This is a genomic window from Roseovarius sp. MMSF_3298 (assembly GCF_030733705.1).
Lineage (GTDB): Bacteria > Pseudomonadota > Alphaproteobacteria > Rhodobacterales > Rhodobacteraceae > Roseovarius > Roseovarius confluentis.
The window spans coordinates 40953-66454 of sequence record NZ_JASHIN010000018.1; the positions used below are offsets into that span (position 1 = coordinate 40953).

General features: G+C 66.4%; 16 protein-coding genes and 1 riboswitch. Of the genes, 9 read left to right on the plus strand and 7 right to left on the minus strand.

What is annotated here, in order from left to right; all coding sequences use genetic code 11:
- Window positions 1-199 precede the first annotated feature (199 nt).
- Together recQ and yaaA are read left to right on the plus strand one after the other, a co-directional pair.
- Window positions 200-2239, plus strand: a complete 2040-nt coding sequence (gene recQ, locus RBB18_RS15780) for a DNA helicase RecQ (protein WP_306112375.1) — start codon at window positions 200-202, stop codon at window positions 2237-2239.
- A gap of 135 nt (window positions 2240-2374) precedes the next feature.
- Window positions 2375-3133, plus strand: coding sequence for a peroxide stress protein YaaA (yaaA, locus tag RBB18_RS15785; protein ID WP_306112376.1), 759 nt, complete (start codon window positions 2375-2377; stop codon window positions 3131-3133).
- A gap of 398 nt (window positions 3134-3531) precedes the next feature.
- Here the strand turns inward: yaaA and RBB18_RS15790 are convergent, their stop codons facing one another.
- Entirely contained in the window at window positions 3532-5712 is a 2181-nt protein-coding gene (locus tag RBB18_RS15790; RefSeq protein WP_103763547.1) for a response regulator, read from the minus strand.
- A gap of 154 nt (window positions 5713-5866) precedes the next feature.
- On the opposite strand from RBB18_RS15790, the gene RBB18_RS15795 reads away from it, so the two are divergent.
- Genes RBB18_RS15795 through pbpC form a run of 3 tightly spaced genes read left to right on the plus strand, consistent with a single transcriptional unit; the run spans window position 5867 to window position 13935 of the window.
- Entirely contained in the window at window positions 5867-11308 is a 5442-nt protein-coding gene (locus RBB18_RS15795) for an alpha-2-macroglobulin family protein (protein ID WP_306112377.1), read from the plus strand.
- A 13-nt stretch (window positions 11309-11321) separates the two neighbouring features.
- Complete coding sequence (locus RBB18_RS15800) at window positions 11322-11900, plus strand: putative glycolipid-binding domain-containing protein (protein WP_306112378.1); 579 nt, start codon at window positions 11322-11324, stop codon at window positions 11898-11900.
- A complete protein-coding gene (gene pbpC, locus RBB18_RS15805) occupies window positions 11887-13935 on the plus strand; it encodes a penicillin-binding protein 1C (RefSeq protein WP_306121258.1) in 2049 nt (682 codons plus the stop codon). The genes RBB18_RS15800 and pbpC overlap by 14 nt, the downstream gene beginning before the upstream one ends.
- A gap of 114 nt (window positions 13936-14049) precedes the next feature.
- On the opposite strand, the gene RBB18_RS15810 is transcribed toward pbpC, so the two are convergent.
- The 6 genes from RBB18_RS15810 to RBB18_RS15835 form a co-directional block, all read right to left on the minus strand.
- Window positions 14050-15225, minus strand: a complete 1176-nt coding sequence (locus RBB18_RS15810) for an acetyl-CoA C-acyltransferase family protein (protein WP_274593688.1) — start codon at window positions 15223-15225, stop codon at window positions 14050-14052.
- Window positions 15226-15307: 82 nt separating this feature from the next.
- Window positions 15308-15643 (minus strand): DUF1992 domain-containing protein, encoded by a 336-nt coding sequence (locus tag RBB18_RS15815; protein ID WP_103763552.1) that lies wholly within the window; start codon window positions 15641-15643, stop codon window positions 15308-15310.
- Between the two features lie 9 nt (window positions 15644-15652).
- Window positions 15653-16354, minus strand: a complete 702-nt coding sequence (locus tag RBB18_RS15820) for a metallophosphoesterase family protein (RefSeq protein ID WP_306110925.1) — start codon at window positions 16352-16354, stop codon at window positions 15653-15655.
- A 42-nt stretch (window positions 16355-16396) separates the two neighbouring features.
- Entirely contained in the window at window positions 16397-17008 is a 612-nt protein-coding gene (locus RBB18_RS15825) for a dimethylsulfonioproprionate lyase family protein (RefSeq protein WP_103763554.1), read from the minus strand.
- A 365-nt stretch (window positions 17009-17373) separates the two neighbouring features.
- A complete protein-coding gene (gene serA / locus RBB18_RS15830) occupies window positions 17374-18969 on the minus strand; it encodes a phosphoglycerate dehydrogenase (protein WP_103763555.1) in 1596 nt (531 codons plus the stop codon).
- A gap of 88 nt (window positions 18970-19057) precedes the next feature.
- Window positions 19058-20236 (minus strand): phosphoserine transaminase, encoded by a 1179-nt coding sequence (locus RBB18_RS15835; protein WP_306110924.1) that lies wholly within the window; start codon window positions 20234-20236, stop codon window positions 19058-19060.
- 604 nt (window positions 20237-20840) lie between these two features.
- Here RBB18_RS15835 and serB point away from each other — a divergent pair.
- From serB to RBB18_RS15855, 4 genes are all read left to right on the plus strand, one after another.
- On the plus strand, window positions 20841-21713 hold the full coding sequence (gene serB, locus RBB18_RS15840; RefSeq protein WP_306110923.1) for a phosphoserine phosphatase SerB: 873 nt from the start codon (window positions 20841-20843) through the stop codon (window positions 21711-21713).
- A gap of 279 nt (window positions 21714-21992) precedes the next feature.
- Window positions 21993-22104: riboswitch (TPP riboswitch) on the plus strand.
- 33 nt (window positions 22105-22137) lie between these two features.
- Entirely contained in the window at window positions 22138-23130 is a 993-nt protein-coding gene (gene thiB / locus RBB18_RS15845; RefSeq protein ID WP_103763558.1) for a thiamine ABC transporter substrate binding subunit, read from the plus strand.
- Complete coding sequence (locus tag RBB18_RS15850) at window positions 23106-24662, plus strand: thiamine/thiamine pyrophosphate ABC transporter permease ThiP (RefSeq protein ID WP_306110922.1); 1557 nt, start codon at window positions 23106-23108, stop codon at window positions 24660-24662. Before thiB ends, RBB18_RS15850 begins: the two co-directional genes overlap by 25 nt.
- Complete coding sequence (locus RBB18_RS15855) at window positions 24649-25344, plus strand: ATP-binding cassette domain-containing protein (RefSeq protein ID WP_306110921.1); 696 nt, start codon at window positions 24649-24651, stop codon at window positions 25342-25344. The genes RBB18_RS15850 and RBB18_RS15855 overlap by 14 nt, the downstream gene beginning before the upstream one ends.
- The last annotated feature ends 158 nt before the right edge of the window (window positions 25345-25502 follow it).

Here is a 25502-nt window from a genome sequence, read left to right on the forward strand (position 1 = left end):
TAAGGCCGCGCATCCGCAGAACTTCAAATCGACGCGCACACGTTACCCAATCGCCAGCCCGTCCGGGCGGTCTGGCGATGACGCGGCGGCCTTCGGCCTTGATTCCGCGCAACCAACGCTCATCCGGGACTTGTTTACGATTCCTTAGTGTGGGACTGTCACCCGTAAGAGCAGAAAACTAAAATCTTACAGGTTTCCCATGCAAAGCGCTGCCACGCTGCTGCAAGACGTCTTCGGATTCTCCGCTTTCCGTCCCGGCCAGGAAGAGATCGTCCAGACCGTCGCGGAAGGGTCCAACACCCTTGCCATCATGCCGACCGGCGGCGGCAAATCCCTGTGCTATCAACTCCCTGCCCTCCTGCGCGACGGCGTCACCGTCGTCATCTCCCCCCTGATCGCGCTCATGCGCGACCAGGTCCGCGCGCTCAGGGCTGCGGGGGTCGAGGCCGGCGCGCTCACCTCCGGCAATACCGAGGAAGAGACCCAGGCCGTCTGGGAGGCCCTCGACCAAGGCCGCCTCAAACTCCTCTATATCGCCCCCGAACGCCTCGCCGCCGGGTCCGCCATCGGGATGCTGCGCCGCATCGGTGTCAGCCTGATCGCGGTGGACGAGGCGCATTGCGTCAGCCAGTGGGGCCACGACTTCCGCCCCGATTACCTGCGCATCGGCGAGTTGCGCCGTGCCCTCGACGTGCCGCTGGCCGCCTTCACCGCCACCGCCGACGCCGAAACCCGCGCCGAAATCGTCGAGAAACTGTTCGAAGGCCAGCAGCCCGAAACCTTCCTGCGCGGCTTCGACCGGCCCAACATCACGCTCGCCTTCTCGGCCAAGGACAGCCCCCGCCAGCAGATCCTCAGCTTCGCCGCCGCTCGCAAAGGCCAGTCCGGCATCGTCTATTGCGGCACCCGCGCCAAGACCGAAACGCTGGCCAAGGCCCTGCGCGAGGACGGCCACAGCGCCTGTCACTATCACGGCGGCATGGACCCCGACGACCGCCGCCATGTCGAACACCGCTTCAGCACCGAGGACGGGCTGGTGGTGGTCGCCACCATCGCCTTCGGCATGGGGGTGGACAAGCCCGACATCCGCTGGGTCGCCCATGCCGACCTGCCCAAATCGATCGAGGCCTATTACCAGGAAATCGGCCGCGCCGGCCGCGACGGCGCGGCCGCTGACACGCTCACGCTCTTCGGCCCCGACGACATCCGCCTGCGCCGGTCCCAGATCGACGAGGGGCTCGCCCCGCCCGAGCGCCGCGCCGCCGATCACGCCCGCCTGAACGCCCTCCTGGGCCTTGCCGAAACCCACGCCTGCCGCCGCCAGGCGCTCTTGCGCTATTTCGGCGAGGACCCGGCCCCGTGCGACAATTGCGACACCTGCACCACACCGCCCGAAACCTTCGACGGCACGCAGGACGTGCGCAAGGCGCTCTCGGCCATCCTGCGCACGGATGAATTCTTCGGCGCGGGCCACCTGATCGACATCCTGACCGGCAACGAAACCGACAAGATCCGCGCCCGCGGCCATGACGGCCTGCCCACCTTCGGCGTCGGCCGCGACACCGACCGCCGCACGTGGCAGGGGATCTTTCGCCAGATGATGGGTCACGACCTGATCCGCCCCGATCCCGAACGCCACGGCGCCCTGCGCATGACCGAACGGGCCATCCCGATCCTGAAGGGCGAACAGGACATCACCCTGCGCCGCGACACCCTCGCGCCCAAATCCCGCCGCCCCGCCGCCAAGACGCTGGTCGCCGAAGAGGACGCGCCGCTCCTGTCGGCGCTCAAGGCCAAGCGCCGCGCGCTGGCCGAGGCCGCGAGGATGCCCGCCTACATCGTCTTCAACGACCGCACCCTGATCGAGATGGCCGAAACCCGGCCCCGCACGCTCGACGACATGGCGCGCATCTCGGGCGTCGGCTCCAAGAAGCTGGAACAATACGGCGCCGCCTTCCTGGAGGTCATCAACGGCGAGGCCGAAACGATGCACCCCACCCGCCGCAAGCTGGCAGGCCGCGAAACCGGCACGGTCTATGACCGCCTGCTCGAGGTGCAGTCCAACCTCCAACGCGGCGAGGACGGCATTGAAAAGCCGCTCTCGTGTTCCGCCAGCCTTCTGGCCCGCGTCGCCGCCTCGAAACCCCGCGACCTCGGCGACCTCGAACGCCTCTTGGGCGACAAAAGGACCGAGCGTTTCGGCCCCGCCTTTCTGGACGTTCTGCACGCGGCGGACTGAGGTGTTTCGAGGACAACATGACCAGAGTATCGCCAATGTCCCGAGAACGCCGAAGGCGTGACAGGGTATTGGCGATTCCATTTTTCCTCGAAACGCCCTAGATCCCCAGAAAGCTTAATTTCTCAAGGGTCACATATGCTCGTCGTCGTCTCGCCTGCCAAGAAAATGGACATGTCCCCGGCCGAGGGGATCCATCCCACCGGCCCCGCCTTCGCCAAGGACGCGCACGCCCTGGCCGACGTGGCCCGCGACCTTAGCCAGGCCGATCTGAAAAAGCTCATGGGCATCTCCGACGATCTCGCGAAACTCAATGCCGAGCGGTTCAGCAATTTCGGCAGCCAGGACAAGAAGCCCGCCGCGCTCGCCTTCGCCGGCGACACCTACCAGGGGCTCGAGGCCGGGTCGCTCGATGCTGACGAACTCGACTGGGCGCAGGATCACCTACGCATTCTCTCGGGTCTCTACGGCCTCTTGCGCCCGCTGGACAATATCGAACCCTACCGTCTGGAAATGGGCAGCCGCCTCAAAACCGAGCGCGGCAAATCGCTCTATGATTATTGGGGCGACCGCCTGTCGAAGGCGCTCAACCGCTACGCCGAAGAGGTGGACACCGACATCCTGGTCAACTGCGCCAGCCAGGAGTATTTCGGCGCCGTCGACCGCGACGCGCTCAAGCTGCGGGTCATCACGCCCACCTTCCTCGACACCAAGAAGGGCGAGGCCAAGGTTATCAGCTTCTTTGCCAAGAAGGCCCGCGGCGCCATGGCCCGCTTCATCGTCCAGAACCGGCTGACCGACGCCGAGGCGATCAAGGATTTCGATTCCGGCGGCTACCGCTACGACGCCGCGCGCTCGACCGAGGATGAACCGGCGTTCATCCGTGGCGAGCAGTAGGGCGTTCTGCGCGAACGAGGATCACGGACTTTAGTGCGCCCGTTTAGGTTAGGGCAGAATATCTGGGTTGCGGACGAAGTGGACGTTATTTTCTGACGGTGAGGAGACGCGCATCGACGAGCCGTGGTGCGGCGAACCGACGATGGTGATGGGCAATTTATGCCTGCCAAGCACATCCAATCTGAGAGCTTGGCACTTCACCTGCCAAATCGCCGTGCCGGGGGACGGCCCGGCGATGCGCGGCGGGCTTCGCCCTTGTTCCGCGCGGGCGCTTTGCGACTGTGGCGACTAAGGGCTCGAACCTGCCATCTCTGGCAGCGCAGCATCCCGCAGGTATCATCCTTCATCTTACCGCATAGCGCAAAAGACCCGCCGTCGCCTGTGCCTCCCCATCCGCCCTATGCCGCACTCTGCCCTTCCTCGGGCGGGCGCACGCTCACGGGGCAGGCCGCGATCACATGGTCGATCAGCGCCTGTTTCGACAGCGGCTTCGACAGGTAGTGATCGATCCCCGCTGACAGGATATCGTCCTCGTCGCCATCCATCGCGTGTGCCGTCATCGCCACGATGGGCACATGTACCCCGCCATCCGCTTCGATCTCGCGAATGGCGCGGGCGGCCTCCTTGCCGTCCATCTCGGGCATCGAGATGTCCATGAACACGATATCGGGCGCGAAAGACCGGAAGAACGCCACCGCCTCTTCGCCGCTCACGGCGAATTTCAGGTCGATGTCCAGCGCCTTGACCATCTTGGAAAAGACCAGCCGGTTGGTCTTGTTGTCCTCCGCCGCCAGCACGCGCATCACGCGGCTGGGCTCTTGGGGCCTCTCGGGTGCGTCCTCGCCGCCCGGCAGCGCGCCCGAAACCTGCTTCAGTGCGGCGAAAAGCTCGTTGCGGGGGACCGGTTTCTGCAACAGCGCGTCAACATAAATCCGGCCCGGGTCCTGATCCACGCTGCCGGTGTTCCCGCTCAACAGCAGGACCGGCGCCGCGTGTCCGGCGCCTTTCAGCGCCTCGGCCAGTTCGATCCCGTCCATCTGCGGCATCACGTGGTCGGTGATCACCAGGCTGACATCGTCGCCCATCACCTCCAGCGCGCGCACCCCGCTGTCGCAGCAAACGACCTCGACTCCCAGCGCCGCGAACAGCCGCTCCAGGATCGCGCGGTTCAGCGCGTTCGTCTCGACGATCAGCACCTTGCGCAACCCGTCGGGCACGCTGAAATCCTGTTCCGCGTCCGGCTCGGCCAGCGGCAGTTCCACGGCAAATCCAAAGGTCGAGCCCTGCCCCTCGACCGAGTCGACCCAGATCTCGCCGCCCATCAACTTCACCAGCTTTTCCGAGATCGCGAGGCCCAGCCCGGTGCCTTCGAACTTGCGGTTGCTCTCGTCGTCCACCTGGTTGAACTCGCCAAAGATGTGCCGGACCTTGTCGTCGTGAATCCCGATCCCGCTGTCCTCTATCGTCACGTGCAGGCGCGCCGCGCCCTCGGTGCCGGCCTCCACGCCCACGACGCGCACCATGACATGCCCCTGCTCGGTAAACTTCACCGCGTTGCCCAGCAGGTTCGTCATGATCTGCCGCAGCCGCCCCGGATCACCCACGAACCGCGTCGGCAGGAACAGGTCGTAATCCACCAGAAGGTCGATCCCCTTGTCCCGCGCATTGGCCTGCATCAGCATGATCAACTCGTGAATGCAGCGTTCCAGGTCGAACGGCTCGTCATGCAGCACCAACTTTTCCGCCTCGATCTTGGAATAATCCAACACATCGTTGATGATCACCAAGAGCGCCTCGCCCGAATTCTTGATCGTGTTGGCGTAAAGCAGCTGTTCCTCGTCCAGCTCGGTGTCCTTCAACAACTCCGCCATCCCCACCACGCCATTCATCGGCGTGCGGATCTCGTGGCTCATGTTGGCCAGGAAGGACGATTTCGCCCGGCTCGCCATCTCGGCCCTGCGCCGCGCCTCCTTAAGCCGTTCCTCATAGCGGATCGTGTCGGTGATGTTCAGCGCCAGGCTCACAACGTCGCCGGTCTGTCCGCGCTGGTCGATCAGCTTGATATAGGCCCCGTTCCACAGCCGGATGATCTCGGGCTCCGGCGCGACGGTCTGCCAGCGGTCCAGCATCTTTTCGCGCCACGCGGCGGGGTCCGCGTCTCCGATGTCGATAACACCCTCCTCGGTGACGCATTGCAGGATCTCGACATAGCTGATGCCCGGCTTGACGTCCTCCAGCCCTTCGAAAACACCCAGCCAGGCGTGGTTCGCGGCGATCATCCGGCTGTCGGCGTCGAAAAAGGCGAACCCGTCCTGGATCGTCTGGATCGAATGCCACAAGCGCCTCTCGGCGATGGCGACCTTTTCATTGGCGACGTTCAGGTCGGATTTCACCCGCGCGTTCTCGTCCCGCACGGTCTGCACCTCGGCGCGGGTCTCGACGATCTCCTCGCTCAGCGCACGGGCGTGGCGGCCCAGCTTGCGGTTCGCGGCCTGAAGCTCCGCCTGTTTCTGTTCCAGCAGACGTTCAGCGGCCAACCGGGCGCGCCGTTCCTCCGCCAGTTTGTTGGCAAGGCTCATGCCCCAACCTCCGCCGCTGCAGGTCACTCTTGGGGGCCAATCTCCCTTATTATGGTGAACAAGTACTTAAATACTGACCCGGCCCAGGCGCGGGAATCGTTGTCTTGGCGCGGGGGGCGTGGCAGCATGTCGCCATACATTTAGGGAGGGCATCATGCTCCATCGCTTTCTCACCGCCATTTTCATCACCCTCACCGCCAGTCTCGCCGCCGGGCACGCCGCGGCCCAGGATGCCGTCCCCGACCGGCGCGAGGTCGTGACCAAGGATGTCGACTTCTTCGGCTCCGATCTCGACCCGCTCTTCGACACCACGCTCGAGGCCTGCCGCAACCTTTGCTTTTCGAACAACGCCTGCCGCGCCTACACCTTCAACACCCGCTCCAATTCCTGTTTCCCCAAAAGCGCCCTGTCCGAGACCAAACCCTACGAGGGTGCGATTTCCGCCGAGGTCTTCAACACGGACGCTCGCGTCCTGAACGACGCGCCCGCCCGCACCGCCGATCTGGATTTCCTCAGCCCCGGCGATCTGAACCAGGCGCGCGACCAAGCCACCGGCATCGGCGCGCGCCATCCCGGCGGGCAATGGGACGTCCCCGCCATGGTCAACGCCGCGCAGGACCGCATCGCGCAGCAGGATTACCTGAATGCCATGCGCTGGATGGGTGCCGCCGTGGCCCGTTCGGACGCCGCCGACCAATGGGCGGAATATGCCCGCCTGTCGCTGCTGATCCCGACGCAGAACAATTCCGAGAAACGCAATTACGCCGCCCGCGCCTTTCAGGCCGCGACCAACGCCTACCTCCGCGCGCCCAGCGATCCGGTGCGCATCAACGCCCTTCTGATCATGAGCGAGTCCTTGGAAGCACTGGGACGCGAACGCGATATCGTGCCCACCCTGCGCCTGGCCGAATCGATCCAGCCGCGCGACGACGTCATGACCGCGCTCGATGCCGCCATCGCCAAGTACGGCTTTCGCATCACCGATCACCGCGCCGACAGCGACAGCGCCCAGCCGCGCCTCTGCGCCGAGTTCTCCGAACCGCTGGTCGAGGCGGGCACCGATTACACGCCCTTCGTCCGCCTGCCCGATCCCGGCCTCGTGGTGCAGCCCGACGGGAACCAGATCTGCATCGCCGGCGTCCAGCATGGCGAGCGCTACCGCGTCACCTTCCGCGAAGGCCTGCCCGCCGCCAGCGGCGAGACACTTCAGCGCGACACCGAGATCACGCTTTACGTGCGCGACCGCTCCCCGCGCGTCAGCTTTCCGGGCCGGGCGTACATCCTGCCCAAGGCCGCCGACACCGCCCTGCCGATCGAGACCGTCAACCTCGACGAGGTCGAATTGCTCCTGCGCCGCGTCTCCGACCGAAACCTTTTGCGCACCATGCAGGAAGAGTATTTCGGCCGCCCTCTCAGTCAGTACCAGGAACGCCAGTTCAACGCCGAGATCGCCGAGGAGGTCTGGACCGGCACCGGCGAGGTGCAGAACACGCTCAACCGCAACATGACCACCCGCCTGCCGCTGGGCGAGGTGCTGGCCGACCAGCCTCCGGGCATCTACGCCCTGACCGCCAGCATCGAAGGCGCCGACAGCTACGACAACCCCGGCGCCACGCAATGGTTCGTTCTGACAGACCTTGGCCTGACCACGTTCAAGGGTAATGACGGCCTGCATGTTTTCGTGCGCGGGCTGGCCGATGCCCAGGCGGAATCCGGCGTCGAACTGTCCCTGCTGTCGCGCTCCAACCGCGTTCTGGGTACGGCCACGACCGACGCCCAGGGCCACGCGCTCTTTGCCCCCGGGCTGACCCGTGGCACCTCCGGCGCCGCCCCGGCTCTGGTGCTGGCCAAGGCGGGCGACGACGACATGGCCTTCCTGTCGCTCACCGACCCCGCCTTTGACCTCTCGGACCGCGGCGTCGAGGGCCGCCGCCCCGCGCCGCCCATCGACGTTTTCCTCGCCACCGATCGCGGTGCTTACCGCCCGGGCGAGGTGATCCACGCCACCGCGCTGGCGCGCGACAACGTGGCCGAGGCGATCCCCGGCCTGCCCCTGACGGCCATCCTGCGCCGCCCCGACGGCGTGGAATATTCCCGCCAGCTATCCGGCGACGACGACGCGGGTGGCCATGTCTTCACCCTGCCCGTCGGCACCACCGTCCCCACCGGCAGCTGGACACTCGACATCTTCTCGGACCCCGAGGACGAACCGCTGGTCAGCCGTACCCTGCTGGTCGAGGACTTCCTGCCCGAGCGCATCGACTTCGACCTGTCACTGCCCGAGGGCCCCATCCGCCCCGGCGACACGCCGCCGCTGACCATCGACGCACGCTACCTCTTCGGCGCGCCCGGTGCCGGGCTGGTGGCGGACGGGAACGTGCGCCTCACGGCCCGCACCACGCTCGACGCCTTCCCCGGCTACAATTTCGGCCGTCACGACGAACGGGTCGGCGCGCGCATCACCTACCTGCCCGGAGGCAAGACCGGCGCGGATGGCCAGCTTCAGATGGCCGCCGAAATGCCCGAATTCGATGTCACCGATCGCCCGTTCGAGGCCGACATCACCGTCACCCTGCAAGAAGGCTCCGGCCGCCCGGTCGAACGCAGGCTCAACCGCATGCTCGCCCCCGCCGGCCCCATGATCGGCATCAAGCCCATGGCCGACGGCGTCGTCGCCGAGGGCACCGAGGCAAGTTTTCAGATCATCGGCATCTCACCAGACCTCACGCCCGTCCCGATGGACGTGAAATGGACGGTCAACCGCATCACCACGCGTTACCAATGGTACCAGGATTTCGGCTCGTGGAACTGGGAGCCGATCACGACGCGCGAACAGGTCGCCACCGGCGACGCCACGCTGGGGTCCGATCCCCTGACCGTCTCCGCCCCCGTCGAATGGGGCCATTATGAACTGGTCGTCGAACGCACCGGCGGCGATTACGTGTCGTCCTCCACCGATTTCTACGCCGGCTGGTACGCCCCCGCCGACGCCAGCGACACGCCCGACACGCTGGAGCTGTCACTGGACCAACCCGAATACACCCCCGGCGACACCGCGCAACTGCGCGTCGTGCCCCGCTACGCCGGTACCGCGCTGATCACCGTCATGTCCAACCACGTCATCGAACGCCAGGCGGTCGAGGTCACCGAGGGCGAGAACACCATCCCGCTTTCCATCACCGAAGACTGGGGCGCGGGCGCTTATGTCACCGCGCAAGTGATCCGCCCGATGAACGTCAGCGCCGGCCAGAACCCGGCCCGCTCGCTCGGCCTCAGCTACGCCAAGATCGCGCCGGGCGACAAACAGCTCGCCGTCTCCATAGACGCCCCCGACACGGCCGCCCCGCGCGGGCCGCTGGACGTCACCGTCAACGTCGACGGGCTGGCGGAGGGTCAGAGCGGCTTCGTCACCCTCGCCGCCGTGGACGTGGGCGTGCTCAACATCACAGGCTTCCAGTCGCCCGACCCGTCCGGGCACTACTTCGGCCAGCGCCGCCTCGGCGTGGAAATCCGCGACCTCTATGGCCGCCTCATCGACGGCATGAACGGCGCGCAGGGTCAGGTTCGCTCCGGCGGTGACGCGGGCAATCCGATGTCCGGCACCCAGCCGCCGCCCACCGAGGACCTCGTCGCCTATTTCACCGGCCCGCTGGAAATCGGCCCCGATGGCACCGCGCAGGCCAGCTTCGACATGCCCGATTTCAACGGCACCGTCCGCTTCATGGCCGTCGCATGGTCCCCCACCGCCGTGGGCCAGGCCGAGGACGAGACCATCGTACGCGACCCCGTCGTCGTCACCGCCTCGCTGCCGCGCTTCCTCGCCCCCGGCGACGAAAGCCGCCTTCTGCTTGAGATTCAACACACCGAAGGGCCGACCGGCCGCATGGGCCTCGATGTATCCAGCACCGGCCTCACTTTGGGCGGCACCATCCCTTCCGGCCTCGAACTGGGCGAACAGGAAAAAACCACGCTCTCCCTGCCCATTACGGCGGGCGACGTGGGCGACGCCACCGTGCGCATCGCGCTCACCACGCCCGACGGCAAGCAACTGACCAAGGAGATGCCGCTGGGCATCCGCTCCAACGATCCGGTCATCGCCACCACCCGCCGCTTCTCGCTCGGCGCGGGCGACAGCTTCACGCTGGGCGACGACGTCTTCGCCGACCTGCGCCCCGACACGGCCAGCGCCATCCTCGCCGCCGGGCCCTTGGCGAAACTCGACGCGCCCCGCCTTCTGGCCGCGCTCGACCGTTACCCCTATGGCTGCACCGAGCAGGTGGTCAGCCGCGCCATGCCGCTGCTCTACTTCAACCAGGTAGCCGCCGCGATGGGCCTCGCCTCCGAGGCGCAGGCACAGGAACGCATCGACCAATCCATCGCCCGCATCCTCACCCGCCAATCCTCCGGCGGCAGCTTCGGCCTCTGGCGGGCCAGCTCGGGTGATTTCTGGCTCGACGCCTATGTCGCCGACTTCCTGTCGCGCGCCAAGGCCGAAGGCTTCGACGTCCCCGACACCGCCTACACCATGGCGATGGACAACCTGCGCAACCGCATCAACTACGCCCCCGACTTCGATCAGGGGGGCGAAGACATAGCCTACGCCCTCATGGTCCTCGCCCGCGAAGGCGCGGCCCGCATGGGCGACCTGCGCTATTACTCGGACGTCAAGGCCCAGGCCTTCGCCACGCCTCTGGCCCAGGCCCAGCTTGGCGCCGCCCTTGCCTTCTACGGCGACCAGACCCGCGCCGACCGCATGTTCGCCGCCGCGCAACAAAGCATCAACCAGACCTCCGGCGACGAAGGCCAGGTCTGGCGGGCGGACTATGGTACCCGCCTGCGCGACCGCGCCGGCGTGCTGACCCTTGCGACCGAGGCGGGCAGCACTGCCGTCAACGCCGACGCCCTGGCCAGCGCCATCACCGCCGAGGGCCCGCACATGTCGACACAGGAACAGGCGTGGTCCCTTCTGGCCGCCCGCGCGCTTCTCAGCGACCCATCCGTCTCGGGCCTCTCGCTCGACGGCGAACCTGTCTCGGGCCCCTTCGTGCGCAACATCTCCGCCACGTCGCTCACGCCGCAGACCCTCACCAACACCGGCGCGAACGCCACAGACATCACCCTCACCACCCTGGGCGTGCCGCGGACGCCGCCCGAGGCCGGCGGCTATGGCTACGCCATCGAGCGCAGCTATTTCGACATGGACGGCACCCCGGTCGACCTGTCGACAGTGCCCACCGGCACCCGCCTCGTCACCGTGCTGACGGTCCGCCCGTTCGAGAAGGGCGAGGCGCGGCTGATCATCGACGATCCCCTGCCCGCCGGGCTGGAAATCGACAACCCGAACCTCCTGCGCTCGGGCCAGGTGACCGCGCTCGACTGGCTCGACCCGGCCACTACTGAGCATTCCGAGTTCCGCGCCGACCGCTTCATCGCCGCCGTCGACTGGCGCTCGGACAAGGCGTTCCGCCTTGCCTATATCGTCCGAGCTATCAGCCCGGGCAGCTATCACCACCCGGCGGCCTCGGTCGAGGACATGTACCGCCCGCAATACCGCGCGCGCTCGGCCACAGGGCGGATGACGGTCACCGCGGAATGACAGGCCAAGGAACATGACGGGCAAGACCGTCGCCACCATCACGTGGCGCGCCCTGCATTGCGAGGGGCAGGACACCTGCCGCCTCGCCCGTGCCGATCATGGCTGGTTACTGGTCGGCCACGCCCGTTTTCACGACGATGACGGTTTCGCCGCGCTGGATTACGTCGTGCGCTGCACCGAGGACTGGCAGACCCTCGACGCCGATATCGCCGGCACCCATGGCGAAAGCGAGGTCCGCCTGCATATCGACCACCGCAACGGGGAATGGCTGCTGAACGAGACACCGCAACCCGGGCTTGAGGACGCCACCGACATCGACCTCAGCTTCACGCCCGCCACCAACCTCATGCCCCTGCGCCGCCTTGCGAAACAGCAGGACGACACCCTGACCACCCGCGCCGCGTGGCTTTACTACCCCGCCGCGACCCTCGCGCCGCTGGATCAGACCTATCAACGTACGCATACGTATGGCATCATGGAGTACCGCGCCGAACAAACGGATTACAGCACCACGCTCGAGGTCAACGACGCGGGCTTCGTCACCGACTACCCCGACCTCTGGCACGCGGAAGACCAGCATGTTCCGCTTTGACCGCCTTCTCCTCCTGCTGGCCCTCGCGCTCTTCGCCGCGGGCCTCGGCCGTGACAAGCTCGACCAATGGATCACCACCACCGACCTGCCGCCCCTCCTGACACCGCTCTCCACCGAAGTCCGCGACCGCACCGGCACGCTCCTGCGCGTATACACCGTCGAGGAGGGCCGCTGGCGCCTCGGCGCCACGCCCGACGCCGTGGATGCGGGCTATCTCGACATGCTGATCGCGTACGAGGACAAGCGGTTCTACACCCACTCCGGCGTCGACTCCCGCGCCATCCTCCGCGCCACCGCGCAGGCCCTCTGGAACGGCGAAATCGTCTCGGGCGCCTCAACCCTCACCATGCAGGTCGCCCGCCTGCTCGAGGGCAGCGGCACCGGACAGCTCAGCGGCAAGCTCCGCCAGGCCCGCGTCGCGCTGGCGTTGGAGCGTCGTCTCACCAAGCGCCAGATCCTGCAACTCTACCTCGAACGCGCCCCTTTCGGCGGCAATATCGAAGGCGTCCGCGCTGCCAGCTACGCGTGGTTCGGCAAGGACCCGCGCCGCCTGACCCCCGCCGAATCCGCCCTCTTGGTGGCCCTGCCCCAATCTCCCGAATCCCGCCGCCCGGACCGCCACCATTTCCAGGCGGCCGAGGCCCGCGCCCGCGTCCTCGCCCGCGCCGAACGCGATGGCCTGCTCACCCCCGGCGCGGTCCAGGCCGCGCTGACCGAGCCAGTCCCCCACGCCCGCCGCGCCTTCCCCTCCCTCGCGCCGCACATGGCCGACCGCGCGGTCTCGGACGATCCCGCCCGCCTGCGCCACGACCTGACGCTCGACGCGCCCTTGCAAGAAGCGCTGGAACGCCTTGCCACACACAGCCTGCGCGACCTGCCAGCCGACGTCTCCATCGCCATGATGATCGCCGACCACCAGACGGGCGACATCCTCGCCTCCGTCGGCTCCGCCACCTATGGCATCGGCGACGCGCGCTCCGGCTTCGTCGACATGACCCGCGCCATGCGCTCCCCCGGCTCCACGCTCAAGCCGTTCATATATGCCATGGCCTTCGACCGCGGCCTCGCCCATCCACAGACGCTCATTCACGACCGCCCCGTCGCCTTCGGCACCTACGCGCCGCAGAATTTCGACGGCGCGTTCCGGGGCGAACTGACCGTGGCCGACGCCCTGCGCCAGTCGCTCAACATCCCCGTGGTCCTGCTGCTGGACGAGATCGGCCCCGCCCACCTGCTCGACACCCTGCGCCGCGCCGGCGTGCCCACCGACCTGCCCGGCGACCAGCCCGGCCTAGCCGTTGGCCTCGGCGGGCTCGGCGTGACGCTGGAAGGCCTGACCACCGCCTATGCCATGCTGGCAAATGGCGGCCAGACCCGCCCTCTGAACTGGCGCCAGGACGCGCCACAACATACGCCATCGAATGTTCTAAACCGCGCCGCCTCGTGGCACGTCACCGATATCCTCGCGGGTCTCGCACCGCCCCCCGGGGCGCCCAAGCGCCGCCTCGCCTACAAGACCGGCACCTCCTACGGCCACCGCGACGCCTGGGCCGTGGGGTTCGACGGCCGCCACGTCGCCGCCGTCTGGATCGGCCGCCCCGACGGCACGCCCGTCCCCGGGGCGTTTGGCGGGGACCTCGCCGCGCCCGTCCTTTTCGAGGCGTTCCAGCGCCTGAAACCCAAACCCGACGCCCTGCCGCCGCCCCCGCCCGAGGCGCTTCTCCTGCCCACCGCCCGCCTGCCGCAACCGCTGCGCCGTTTCGCCAGCCGCGACGCGGTGTTTCAACCGTCCGAGGATGCGCCCAAGTTGATCTTCCCCCCCGCCGGCGCCCGCCTGCCCATCCAGGATGGCCGCCTCACGGTCAAACTCCGCGATGGCAAGCCGCCCTTCACCTGGCTCGCCAACGGCACGCCGCAGAAAACCGGCACCCGCCGCCGCGAGGCCGAATTGACCGGCCTCGCCCAAGGCTATTCCAAGCTGTCTGTGATCGACGCGACGGGCCGCTCCAGTAGCGTCACCGTCTGGATCGACTGACGGCCCAATCCGCACCAAGAATTTTCGAAAATCCTTGCCCGATTTCTTGCAAGAAATCGTCCCGAAAAATTGCAATTTTTCGCCGCGGAATTTTGCAAAATTCCGCGGCCGATGTCACATCCGCTCGATGGCTACGGCAATCCCCTGCCCGCCACCAATACACATCGTGATCAGCGCTTTTGTCCCGCCGATCCGCTCCAGCTCGTAAAGCGCCTTTACCACAAGGATCGCTCCCGTCGCGCCCACCGGATGCCCCAGCGCAATCGCGCCGCCATTGGGGTTCACCTTGGCGGTATCCAGCCCCAGCCCCCGGTTCACCGCAATCGCTTGCGCCGCAAACGCCTCGTTCGATTCGATCACGTCGAAAACCCCGGCGCTCAGCCCGGTCTTTTCCAGCAGTCGTTCCACCGCCGGCACCGGTCCGATCCCCATCACCTCGGGGCGCACACCCGCATGAGCATACCCAAGCACGCGCGCCTTGGGCTTCAGCCCGGCCTTCTCGGCCGCCTCCGCCCGGGCAAAGACCAGCGCCGCGGCGCCGTCATTGATGCCGCTGGCGTTTCCGGCCGTCACCGTGCCGTCCTTCTGAAACGCCGCACGCAGCCCGGCCAGCCCCTCGGCGGTCGTCGGCTTGGGATGCTCGTCGGTCTCAAACGCCACCATGTCGCGCTTCACCCGAACCTCCACCGGCACGATCTGGCTGGCGAAGCGACCTTCCTCGATGGCCTTCGCCGCCCGGTTCTGACTTTCCAGCGCAAAGGCATCCTGATCTTCGCGGCTGACATCATGCTCGGACGCCACGTTCTCGGCGGTGACGCCCATATGCCCCGTGCCAAAGGGACAGTTCAAAGCCCCCAGCATCATGTCCAGCGTGCGCACGTCGCCCATCTTGGCGCCCCAGCGCTGGTCCGGCACGATGAAAGGCGAACGGCTCATGTTCTCGGCCCCGCCCGCGACGCCGAACTCCGCATCGCCCAGCATCAGCGATTGCACCACCGAGACGACCGCCTGCGCGCCCGACCCGCACAGGCGGTTCACGTTCATCGCCGGCGTGGTCTCGGGAATGTCCGCCTCCATCGCGGCGACCCGGCTCAGGTACATATCGCGCGGCTCGGTGTTGATGACGTGGCCGAACACCACGTGGCCGACCTGCCCCGGCTCCACGCCCGACCGCTCCAGCGCGGCCCTGGTGGCGATGGCCCCCAGCTGCGACGGCGGCGTGCCCGCCAGCGATCCGCCAAAGGTGCCGATGGCCGTGCGCGCACCATCCAGAAGTACGATATCCGTCATGAGAGCCTCCCTCGAAATGTTCGCCTCAGCATCGCGCCTGCGCCTGCACCCTGCAAGCGAAACGTCCCGTCAGCGCACGCTCTCAGGGCGCCATGAACTTGCGCCGCGCCTCCACGGCGATGGCGTAACGCTGCTCGAGGTCTTCTATCAAAGCCATTGCCACGTGCCGCGCCTCTTCCGACTCTGCGGCGCGCCATGTGGCCTTCGCCGCCTCCAGCAGCTTCTTCAGCTTGAATTCTTCCGGCAAGGCGCCGGCCTCGGCCATGATCCGAGCCGCGACCTGCGTGGCCATGTCCACATGTGCCATCCCGGACCGATCCGGCAGCGGCTTGCCCGCGCCCTCCGGCGAATCCAGTTGCCCCTCGGCGATCGCCTTGCGTATCTGCCGCTCGATCAACTGGTTGAATGCGCGGTCCATGCAGCTTCCCTAGTACGGCACCAGGGGCACCGGGCCATCTTCATCCAGGATCCACGCATCCCGCCCCTCGAACACGGCCAGTTGCAAGGGTCGCCCCCAGCCCGTGCCACAATCCAGCGCCACGCGGTTGCCGTGATGCTCGGGCGCATTGACCGGCGTGTGGCCGTGCACCACCAGCTTGCCGTGGTCGCGGGTGTCGTAAAGGAACGGCTCGCGGATCCACATCAGGTCCTCCGGCACCTGGCGCTCCAGCGGCGTGCCCGGCGAAACCCCGGCATGACACAGGAACAGGTCGTCCGTTTCATGGGTGTAGGGCAACGTGCTCAGGAATTGCCTATGCAGCCCCGGCACCTGCTCACGCCAGTCACCGCCATACGCCGGTGTATCCACCCCGTAAGAGGCCAGCGTTTCGCGTCCGCCAAGGTTGCCCTGCATCCACCACTGGAAGCGCCGAGGCTCCATCCGGCCTTCCAGCGCATCAAGAAACAGCTGGTCGTGATTGCCCCGCAGCGCGGTCCAGTTCCGTCCCTCCGCGATCCCGTCGATCAGCGTCTCCAACACGCCCCGGCTGTCCGGCCCGCGGTCGGTGTAATCGCCAAGGAACACCACCTTGGCATCGCGGCCCGCCTGTGCGTCGATCCGCGCCAGCGCGCGGTCCAGTTCAGAGCGATAGCCATGGATGTCGGGGATCACGTAAATCGGTTCGGTCATGGCACATGACTTAATGCACCACGCCCCGGCTGCAAACCCGTCTCAGGCGGCGAAGGCCCCGAACGCCTCTGCCCCGTGATGCACGCGGTAGCTGTCGATGCCGATATCCCCCGACCAGCGCCACAGGGCCACGACGCCCTCGTCGCCGGTCTGGCAGGCATGGGGCAGATAGGTCGAATGATGCACCGAATGCCCGGCCACCATCTCGCGCTGCGCGTCGCCCGCCGTCCACATCGCCCGGCCCGCGATGATCACGTAGGTTTCCACCGCGGCATGGGAATGCAGGCCGTAGCGCGTGTTGGGCCGCTGGTAATAGAGGCCCGCCCGCAGGGTCGGACAATAAAGCGGCGCGTCCGGCCCCATCAGGTCCACGACCGAGAACAGAGCCTCGTCCTCGGGTTTCATCTGGCTGGACACCGGGTTGTGGCCCCAGGGCAGCGTGTCATGCGCCGCCAAGGCCGCCCGTGCCACGGCCAAGGTCGATCCCGCGAGCAATCCGCAGATCGCGCCGGAGTCCCCCGGCGAATCGTTGGTCAGCGGCGCGATTTCGGTCGCCGACAGCAGCGCCGCGGCGGTCTCGGTAGCACAGGCCCGCCCCTCGGCGCGGAACACGGCCGCCATCTCGGACAGGAAAAGCTGGAACGGATCGCGCATCGGAACATCCTCGGTCGAATGCACCTCGCTTAACGCAAACGGGCCGCAACGGCTTTCGCCGCAGCGACCCTTTGAAGGTCGTTTTTGTTGGTGGCCATTTCAGGCAGTGATCCGTCGCGCGGAATCTAGGCGCGGCTTTGCCGCGCCGCCGCGCGATCGCCCACTGACCGAAAGGGGGACCGCCCGTCACGCCGGAGGCGTGCCGACTACGAACGGCGCACCTCTGGTGCGACGGGCTGGCGATTGGCTGACGACAGCACGCCGATTGGAACTTACACTGACACGGCAACCATAAAGTGCCTTGAACTCACGTCAGGATCGCCACCCCGCGGTCTGGCAATCGCGCGGCTACCATCCAAGAGCCCTCACCCCACATCGAACTCCAGCGCACGGATCTGCTGGAACAGCCCCGTCTGATGCAGCTTGGCAATGACGTCATCCGGCACCGGCGCATCGACATATAGCAGCGCAATCGCCTCCTCTCCCGCCTTCGACCGGCCCAGCGTAAAGTTGGCAATGTTCACACCATTGCCGCCCAGCGTCTGGCCCAGCGCGCCGATGATGCCCGGCTCGTCACGGTTCGTCGTATACAACATATGCTGTCCGATCTCGGCGTCGATGTTGATCCCCTTGATCTGGATGAAGCGTGGCTTGCCGTCGCTGAACACCGTACCGCCGATGGACCGCTCACGCTCCGCCGTCACGACGGTCAGCTTGATATAGCCCTCGAACGCGCCCGACTTGTCCTGCTTGGTGGTCGAGATCTTGATCCCCCTCTCCTTGGCGATGAGCGGCGCCGAGACCATGTTCACCTCCGGGTTCACCGATTTGATGATTCCCGCCACGGCGGCAGAGGTCAGCGCCTCCAGGTTCATCTGGCTCACGACACCATCGTAAAGCAGGTTGATCGCCTTGATCGGCTCGTCCGTCATCTGGCCGATGAAATTGCCCAGGTGATCGGCCAGCTTGATCCACGGCCCCATCACCTTGGCTTCCTCGGCAGTCACCGACGGCATGTTGAGCGCGTTCGTCACGGCCCCGGTCAGCAAGTAATCCGACATCTGCTCGGCCACCTGCAACGCCACGTTCTCCTGCGCCTCGCTGGTCGCAGCCCCCAGGTGCGGCGTGCAAACGACGTTGGGCAGACCAAACAGCGGGTTCTCCGTCGCAGGCTCCTCGGCGAATACGTCCAGCGCCGCGCCCGCCACATGCCCCGACTTCAGAAGATCGGCCAAGGCCGCCTCGTCCACCAGCCCGCCACGGGCACAGTTGACGATCCGCACGCCCTTCTTAGTCTTGCCAAGGTTCTCACGGCTCAGGATGTTGCGCGTCGCGTCGATCAGCGGCGTGTGCAGCGTGATGAAATCCGACCGCGCCAGCAGCGTATCGAGGTCCACCTTCTCGGCCCCCTTCTGCGCGATCTTCTCTTCGCTCAGCGTGGGGTCATAGGCGACCACCTTCATCTTCAGCCCCCGCGCCCGCTCGGCCACGACGCCGCCGATATTGCCGATACCGATGATGCCCAGCGTCTTGTTGGTCAGCTCGACCCCCATGAACTTGGACTTTTCCCACTTGCCGGCATGTGTGCTGGCGCTCGCCTCGGGGATCTGCCGCGCCACGGCGAACATCATCGCAATGGCGTGCTCGGCGGTCGTCACCATGTTGCCGAAGGGCGTGTTCATCACGATCACGCCTTTCTTGCTGGCCGCCGCCTTGTCCACATTGTCGGTGCCGATCCCGGCGCGGCCGATGACCTTGAGGTTCTTCGCCGCGTCCAGGATCGTCGGCGTGACCTTGGTGGCCGAGCGGATCGCCAGGCCGTCATAATCGCCGATCACCTCGGCCAGCTTGTCCTTGTCCTTGCCCAGCTCGGGCATGAAATCCACCTCGATCCCCCGGTCGCGGAAGATCTGCACGGCGGTTTCACTCAGCTTGTCGGATACGAGTACTTTGGGAGCCATCTGTCTGGTCCTTCATCTTTGAATTCTGGGAATGGTGGGTTTGAAACCCACCCTACACATCCCGCGTAGGGTGGGGTTTCACCCCACCTCAAACGGTCTCGGACAGCGCCGCGATCTCGGCGTTGAACGCCCATTCGATCCACGGCATCAGCGCGGCCACATCGGCGGTCTCCACCGTGCCCCCGCACCAGATCCGCAGGCCCGGAGGCGCATCGCGATAGGCACCAATGTCAAACGCCACGTCCTCGGCCTCCAGCCGCTTGGCCACGGCCTTGGCGAACGCCGCCCCGTCGCTGATCCTATCGTCGGTGAACTTCAGGCAGACGCTCGTGTTCGACGCCGTCGCCGGATCCTTGGCCAGGAATTCGACCCAGTCATGCGTGCCGACGAAATCCGCCACCGCCTTGGTATTGGCATCCGCCCGCGCCATCAGGCCACTCAGCCCGCCGACCGAGCGTGCCCAGTCGAGCGCCAGCAGGTAATCCTCGACCGCCAGCATCGACGGCGTGTTGATCGTCGCCCCCTCGAAGATGCCCTCGTTCAGCTTGCCACCCTTGGTCAGGCGGAAAATCTTCGGCATGGGCCAGGGCGGCGTATAGCTTTCCAGCCGCTCCACTGCCCGCGGGCTCAGCACCAGCGTCCCATGCGCCGCCTCGCCGCCCAGAACCTTCTGCCAGCTGAACGTCACCACATCCAGCTTGTCCCACGGCAGGTCCTGCGCAAACGCGGCCGAGGTCGCGTCACAGATCGTCAGACCCTGACGGTCTGCCTTGATCCAGTCGCCATCCGGCACCCGCACGCCGCTGGTCGTGCCGTTCCAGGTGAAGACCACGTCATTGTCCGTGTCCACGCCGTCCAGATCGACGATCTCGCCATACTCGGCGGTCTTGACCTCGGCCTCCAGCTTCAGCTGCTTGACCGCATCCGTGACCCAGCCCGCACCAAAGCTTTCCCAGGCCAGCATCTCGACCTTGCGTTCGCCCAGAAGGCTCCACATCGCCATCTCGACCGCGCCTGTGTCTGACGCCGGGACGATGCCGACCTTGTAATCGTCGGGAATCCCCAGCACTTCGCGCGTGCCGTCAATCGCGGCCTTCAGCTTGGCCTTGCCCACGGCGGCGCGGTGCGACCGGCCCAGCGGGGCATCGGCAAGCTTGCTCAGGTCGAAAACGGGGGGTTTGGCACAGGGGCCGGAGGAAAAACGCGGATTCGCCGGAACGGCGACAGGTTTCGTGTCCGGCCGCGTGCCGGGTGTCTCAATAGCCATTGCTGCTATCCTTCCAGATAAGCGCCCCTCGTTGGGGAGGGGTGTCCCACCTTTTGGATTACGCTGGCCGCACCGGCCCCGCAAGAGGGAAAATCGCCAAGGCGCGGCGGTTTGCGGTCCGAAAGCGACCCCGGCGGCTATCATCGGAAACTTCGTCAAGAGAGGCTTTCATACTGCGCGAGTGACCCACGAATTGCGCTTAATGGTTGAATCGCACCGCAGCCTGCTTACTACAATGAAGCTAAATGGGCATCAAAACATCGGCTGAATGAGGACGCCACAGTGGAGATCATTCTGGGGCAATTGATAACCTTCGTGCAGAAACGCGCCGGGACCAGTTTGTCGTCGAGAATCCTTGTATGGACCGTGATCGGGCTATCGTTGATCCTCTGCGGGTTGGCAACGTATATGGCGATACACAACAATATGGCCGCTTACTAGGGCGTTACTTCGCAAGCGGTCCACTGCCCAACGAATCCGTCGACATACGCTGACGACACTCGACCAACGCAGTAGAGATCGCGATGGAGTCGCGCGGCCCCCACCTAGAACCCCGCACCAACCTGCGCTATGCCGCATCCCAAGCGCAAAGCGGAGACGCCCCATGTTCACCACAACCCTCATCGCCCCTCCGGGCACGCTCGACCCGGCACTGGTCGAAAACTTGCGCAACGCCTGGGGCGGGTTCGACGCCCGCTGGCTCGCGCCCGACGAGGCGGCGGAGTTCGACATGGCCGCGCTCCCCGACAACCAGTGGGAGGTCTGGGACAACCTGCAAACCCTGCGCACCGACCTTGTCGTCCAACCGTCGGAAAACCGCCGCAAGCGCATGCTTTTGGCCGACATGGACAGCACCATGATCTGCCAGGAATGCATCGACGAACTCGCCGACGAGGCCGGCGTCGGCGCTCATGTGAAAGACATCACCGCCCGCGCCATGAACGGCGAGCTCGACTTCGAAGGCGCCCTTCTGGAACGCGTCGCACTGCTCAAAGACCTCCCCGAAGACGTCATTACCGAGGTCCTCGACACCCGCATCACCCTCATGCCCGGCGGCGCCACCCTGCTGGCCACGATGAAGGCCCACGGGGCCTATACCGCCCTCGTCTCGGGCGGCTTCACCGCCTTCACCTCGCATATCGCCACGCTTCTCGGCTTCGACGAGAACCGCGCCAACACGCTGCTTGTCGAGAACGGCAAGCTCACCGGCGACGTCGCCCGCCCCATCCTCGGGCGCGAGGCCAAGGTGCAGGCGCTCGCCGATATCACCACCCGCCTCAACATCTCGGACATCGACGTGCTGGCGGTGGGCGACGGGGCCAACGACCTCGGCATGCTCGCCCGCGCCGGCAGCGGCGTCGCGCTCCACGCCAAGCCCTCCGTCGCCGCCGAATGCGATCTGCGCATCAACCACGGCGACCTCACCGCGCTGCTCTACCTGCAAGGCTACGACCGCAACGATTTCCAGATCCTGTAGAGTGGGCAAAAGCCCACGCGCACGTCTCGGCGACGAAACCTGGCGCACCCCGTCCCGGGCTCGCCCCGGGACCTCGCCGCCTCTCACCAGTCGCTGACCTGTTCCTCATCCGCCGCATCCCCGCGCGGCGCGTTTACCCGGCCCTCCACTTCACCGGCACCGTTGCCATACCACCCGAATACCGACGCGATACCGACGTCATTTCGGGCCTTCCGGCAGCATTAACCTTCCGATTCGCCAATTCACCTTGTCCCTTCCCCGGCTTGCCCCTACGTTCCTGTTGAAACCTCGGGGTGTCGACCGGCCCAGACACGGCGACTGAGATGCACATAGCAAACCCGTTGAACCTGAACCGGCTGACACCGGCGGAGGGAAGGTCATGCACCCGCATCGCGCCGCCCCTTCTGCCGAAAGGGAGGATGCCATGAAACGCCTTGTTTTCACTGCGGGATGTCTGCTCACCGCCACGTCCGCGATGGCGCAGGACTCAAGCGGGACGCCCGAACTGACCGTCTACACTTATGACAGCTTCGTCGCCGACTGGGGCCCCGGCCCGCAGATCGAAGAGGCGTTCGAGGCCAACTGCAACTGCGACCTCAACCTCGTCGGCGTCGAGGACGGCGCGGCCCTTCTCGCCCGCGTCCGGCTGGAGGGACAGAATACCGATGCCGACATCGTCCTCGGCCTCGACACAAACCTGATCGCCGCGGCCAAGGACACCGGCCTTTTCGCCGAGCACGGCCAGTCCCCGGACCTCGATCTGCCGATCACCTGGGACGACCCGGTTTTCCTGCCCTACGACTGGGGCTATTTCGCCTTCGTCCACGACAAGGACATGGACGCGCCCAGCAATTTCAAGGCTCTGGCCGACAGCGACACCTCCATCGTCATCCAGGATCCGCGCTCTTCCACCCCCGGTCTCGGTCTGCTGATGTGGGTCAAGACCGCCCATGGCGACGAGGCCCCGCAAATCTGGGAGGGGCTTTCGGACAACATCGTCACCGTCACCAAGGGCTGGACCGAAGCCTACGGGCTCTTTCTCGAAGGCGAGGCCGACATGGTGCTCTCCTACACCACATCGCCCGCATACCACCTGATCGCCGAAGAGGACGACAGCAAGACCGCCGCCGCCTTCGACGAGGGCCATTACATGCAGGTGGAAGTGGCCGGAAAACTGGCCTCCACCGACCAACCCGAACTGGCCGACCAGTTCCTCGCGTTCATGCTGACCCAGGACTTCCAGTCCGTTATCCCGACGACCAACTGGATGTACCCCGCCAAGGAGCTCGAGGACGGCCTGCCCCAAGGATTCGACACCCTGATCCAACCAGAGAAATCCCTGCTTCTCAGCGCCGAAGAAGCCGCCGCCACCCGCGATGCCGCGCTCGATGAATGGCTGAACGCGCTCAGCCGCTAAGCGCCAGACCGGGATGGAGCGCCGCCGCCCTCGTGGCGGCGCTCATCTTCGGGGCGCTGCTGGCCGTCGCCCTGCGCGCCGAAACCGGGCGCGGCTTCAACGCCGCCGACTGGGCCGCCCTGCGCTTCACGCTGGTACAGGCCACCCTCTCGGCCTTGTTTTCCGTGCTGCTGGCCATCCCCGTCGCCCGCGCCCTCGCCCGCCGCCGGTTCCGGGGCCGCAGCCTGCTGATCGCCCTTCTGGGCGCGCCGTTCATCCTGCCGGTGATCGTCGCCGTTCTGGGCCTGATCGAGGTCTTCGGCCGTGGCGGCTGGGTCAGCGCGGCCCTGGGCACGCTCGGCCTGCCCCCGGTGCAGATCTACGGGTTGCACGGCGTCGTCCTCGCCCACGTGTTCTTCAACCTGCCCTTGGCCACCCGCCTTCTCCTGCAGGGCTGGCAGGAAATTCCCGCCGAGCGTTTCCGTCTCGCCGCCCTCCTGGGCATCGACGGCTGGTCGATGTTCCGGGTGATCGAACTGCCCATGCTCCTGCGCCTTGTCCCCGGCGCCTTCACCGTGATCTTCGCCATCTGTCTCACCAGCTTTGCCGTCGCGCTCACCCTCGGCGGCGGGCCGCGGGCCACCACGATAGAACTCGCCATTTACCAGGCGTTCAGGTTTGACTTCGATCTTGGGCGGGCCGCGCTCCTGTCCGCCGTGCAGCTTGGCCTGACGGTTTTCGCCGGTGGCATCGCCCTCTGGCTGGCGCGCGGCGAAGGGTTCGGCTCCGGTCTCGACCGCGGCTTGCGCCGGTTCGACGGAAAAACGACCACCGCACGGTGCATTGACGCGCTGTTCATAGGTGTCGCGGCAGTCTTCCTGCTCGTGCCGCTCATGGCCATCGCTCTGTCCGGCCTGCCCGGCTTCGCCGACATGCCAGGCCAGGTCTGGACCGCCGCGCTCACCTCGCTCTGGGTCGCGGCGCTCAGTACCGTCCTGCTGCTCTGCATGGCGCTGCCGATGACCACCGCCATCGCGACCGAACGCGGCCGTATGGTGGAAATCGCGGGTCTCCTTGGCCTCGCCGCCTCGCCTCTGGTAATCGGCACGGGGCTATTCATCGCCATCCGTCCCTACGCTAATCCGCAGGCCTTCGCCCTACCCGTCACGGCGCTCGTCAACGCCATCACCGTCCTGCCCTTCGCCCTGCGCATCCTTGTTCCCCGCGCCCGCGATATCGTGGCGCGCCAAGGCTGCCTTGGCCTCTCGCTCGGCATGGCCGGACTGCCCTTCCTGCGCCATGTCCTGCTGCCCCGCTTGCGCCCGCAGATCGGCTTTGCCGCCGGTCTCGCCGCAGCCCTCTCGATGGGCGATCTCGGCGTCATCACGCTCTTTGCCGACCCCGACGTGGCCACCTTGCCGTTACAGATCTACCGCCTGATGGGCTCCTACCAGATGGAGGCCGCCGCCGCCGCTTCCTTCCTTCTGTTGATCCTGTCCTTCGGGGTCTTCTGGCTGCTTGATCGCGGAGGGCATCGTCATGCTGAAACTTGAGTCCGCCACCATCCGCAACGGCAGCTTCACCCTGACCGCCGACCTCACCGTGCCAGACAGCGCAACCGTCGCGGTGATCGGTCCCTCTGGCGCGGGCAAGTCCACGCTGATCGAGGGGATCGCGGGCTTCCTGCCCGTCACGCAGGGCCGCATCACGTGGGACGGCACCGACATCACGGGTCACCCCCCGGGCGCCCGCCCCGTCGCCATGCTCTTTCAAGAGGACAACCTCTTTCCCCACCTGACGCTCGCGCAGAACGTGGGCCTTGGCCTGTCGCCCAACCTGCGCCTGTCGCAGGGCGACAAGACCCGCGTCACCGCGGCGCTGGGGCGTGTCGGCCTTGCCGGCATGGACACCCGCAAACCCGGCGAGCTGTCCGGTGGCCAGCGCAGCCGTGCCGCCCTTGCCCGCGTCATGCTTCAGGACAAGCCGCTGTTATTGCTGGATGAACCCTTCGCCGCGCTCGGGCCCGCCCTGCGGATGGAAATGCTCGACCTCGTGGCCGAGATCGCGGGAGAAACCGGCGCGACCCTCCTGATGATTTCCCACGCACCAGAGGACGCCCGCCGCATCACGACGCAAGCCATCCTCGTCGCCAACGGCACCGCACATGCACTGCAACCGACCGCCGATCTTCTCGACGATCCGCCGCCGGTCCTGCGCGACTATCTCGGCTCCTGAGCCTTCAATTCAAAGGAAAAAGCGGCACGGGCCTCAGAGAGGTCGGGCACAGATACGATCATCTGGGGAATGTGCCCGCCTGGCGGCCCGTGCCGCGCCCCGGGATTTTTAAAAGGTTCCGGGGTATCAAATGGGGCGTGCGCTCAGGATGGGAAAAA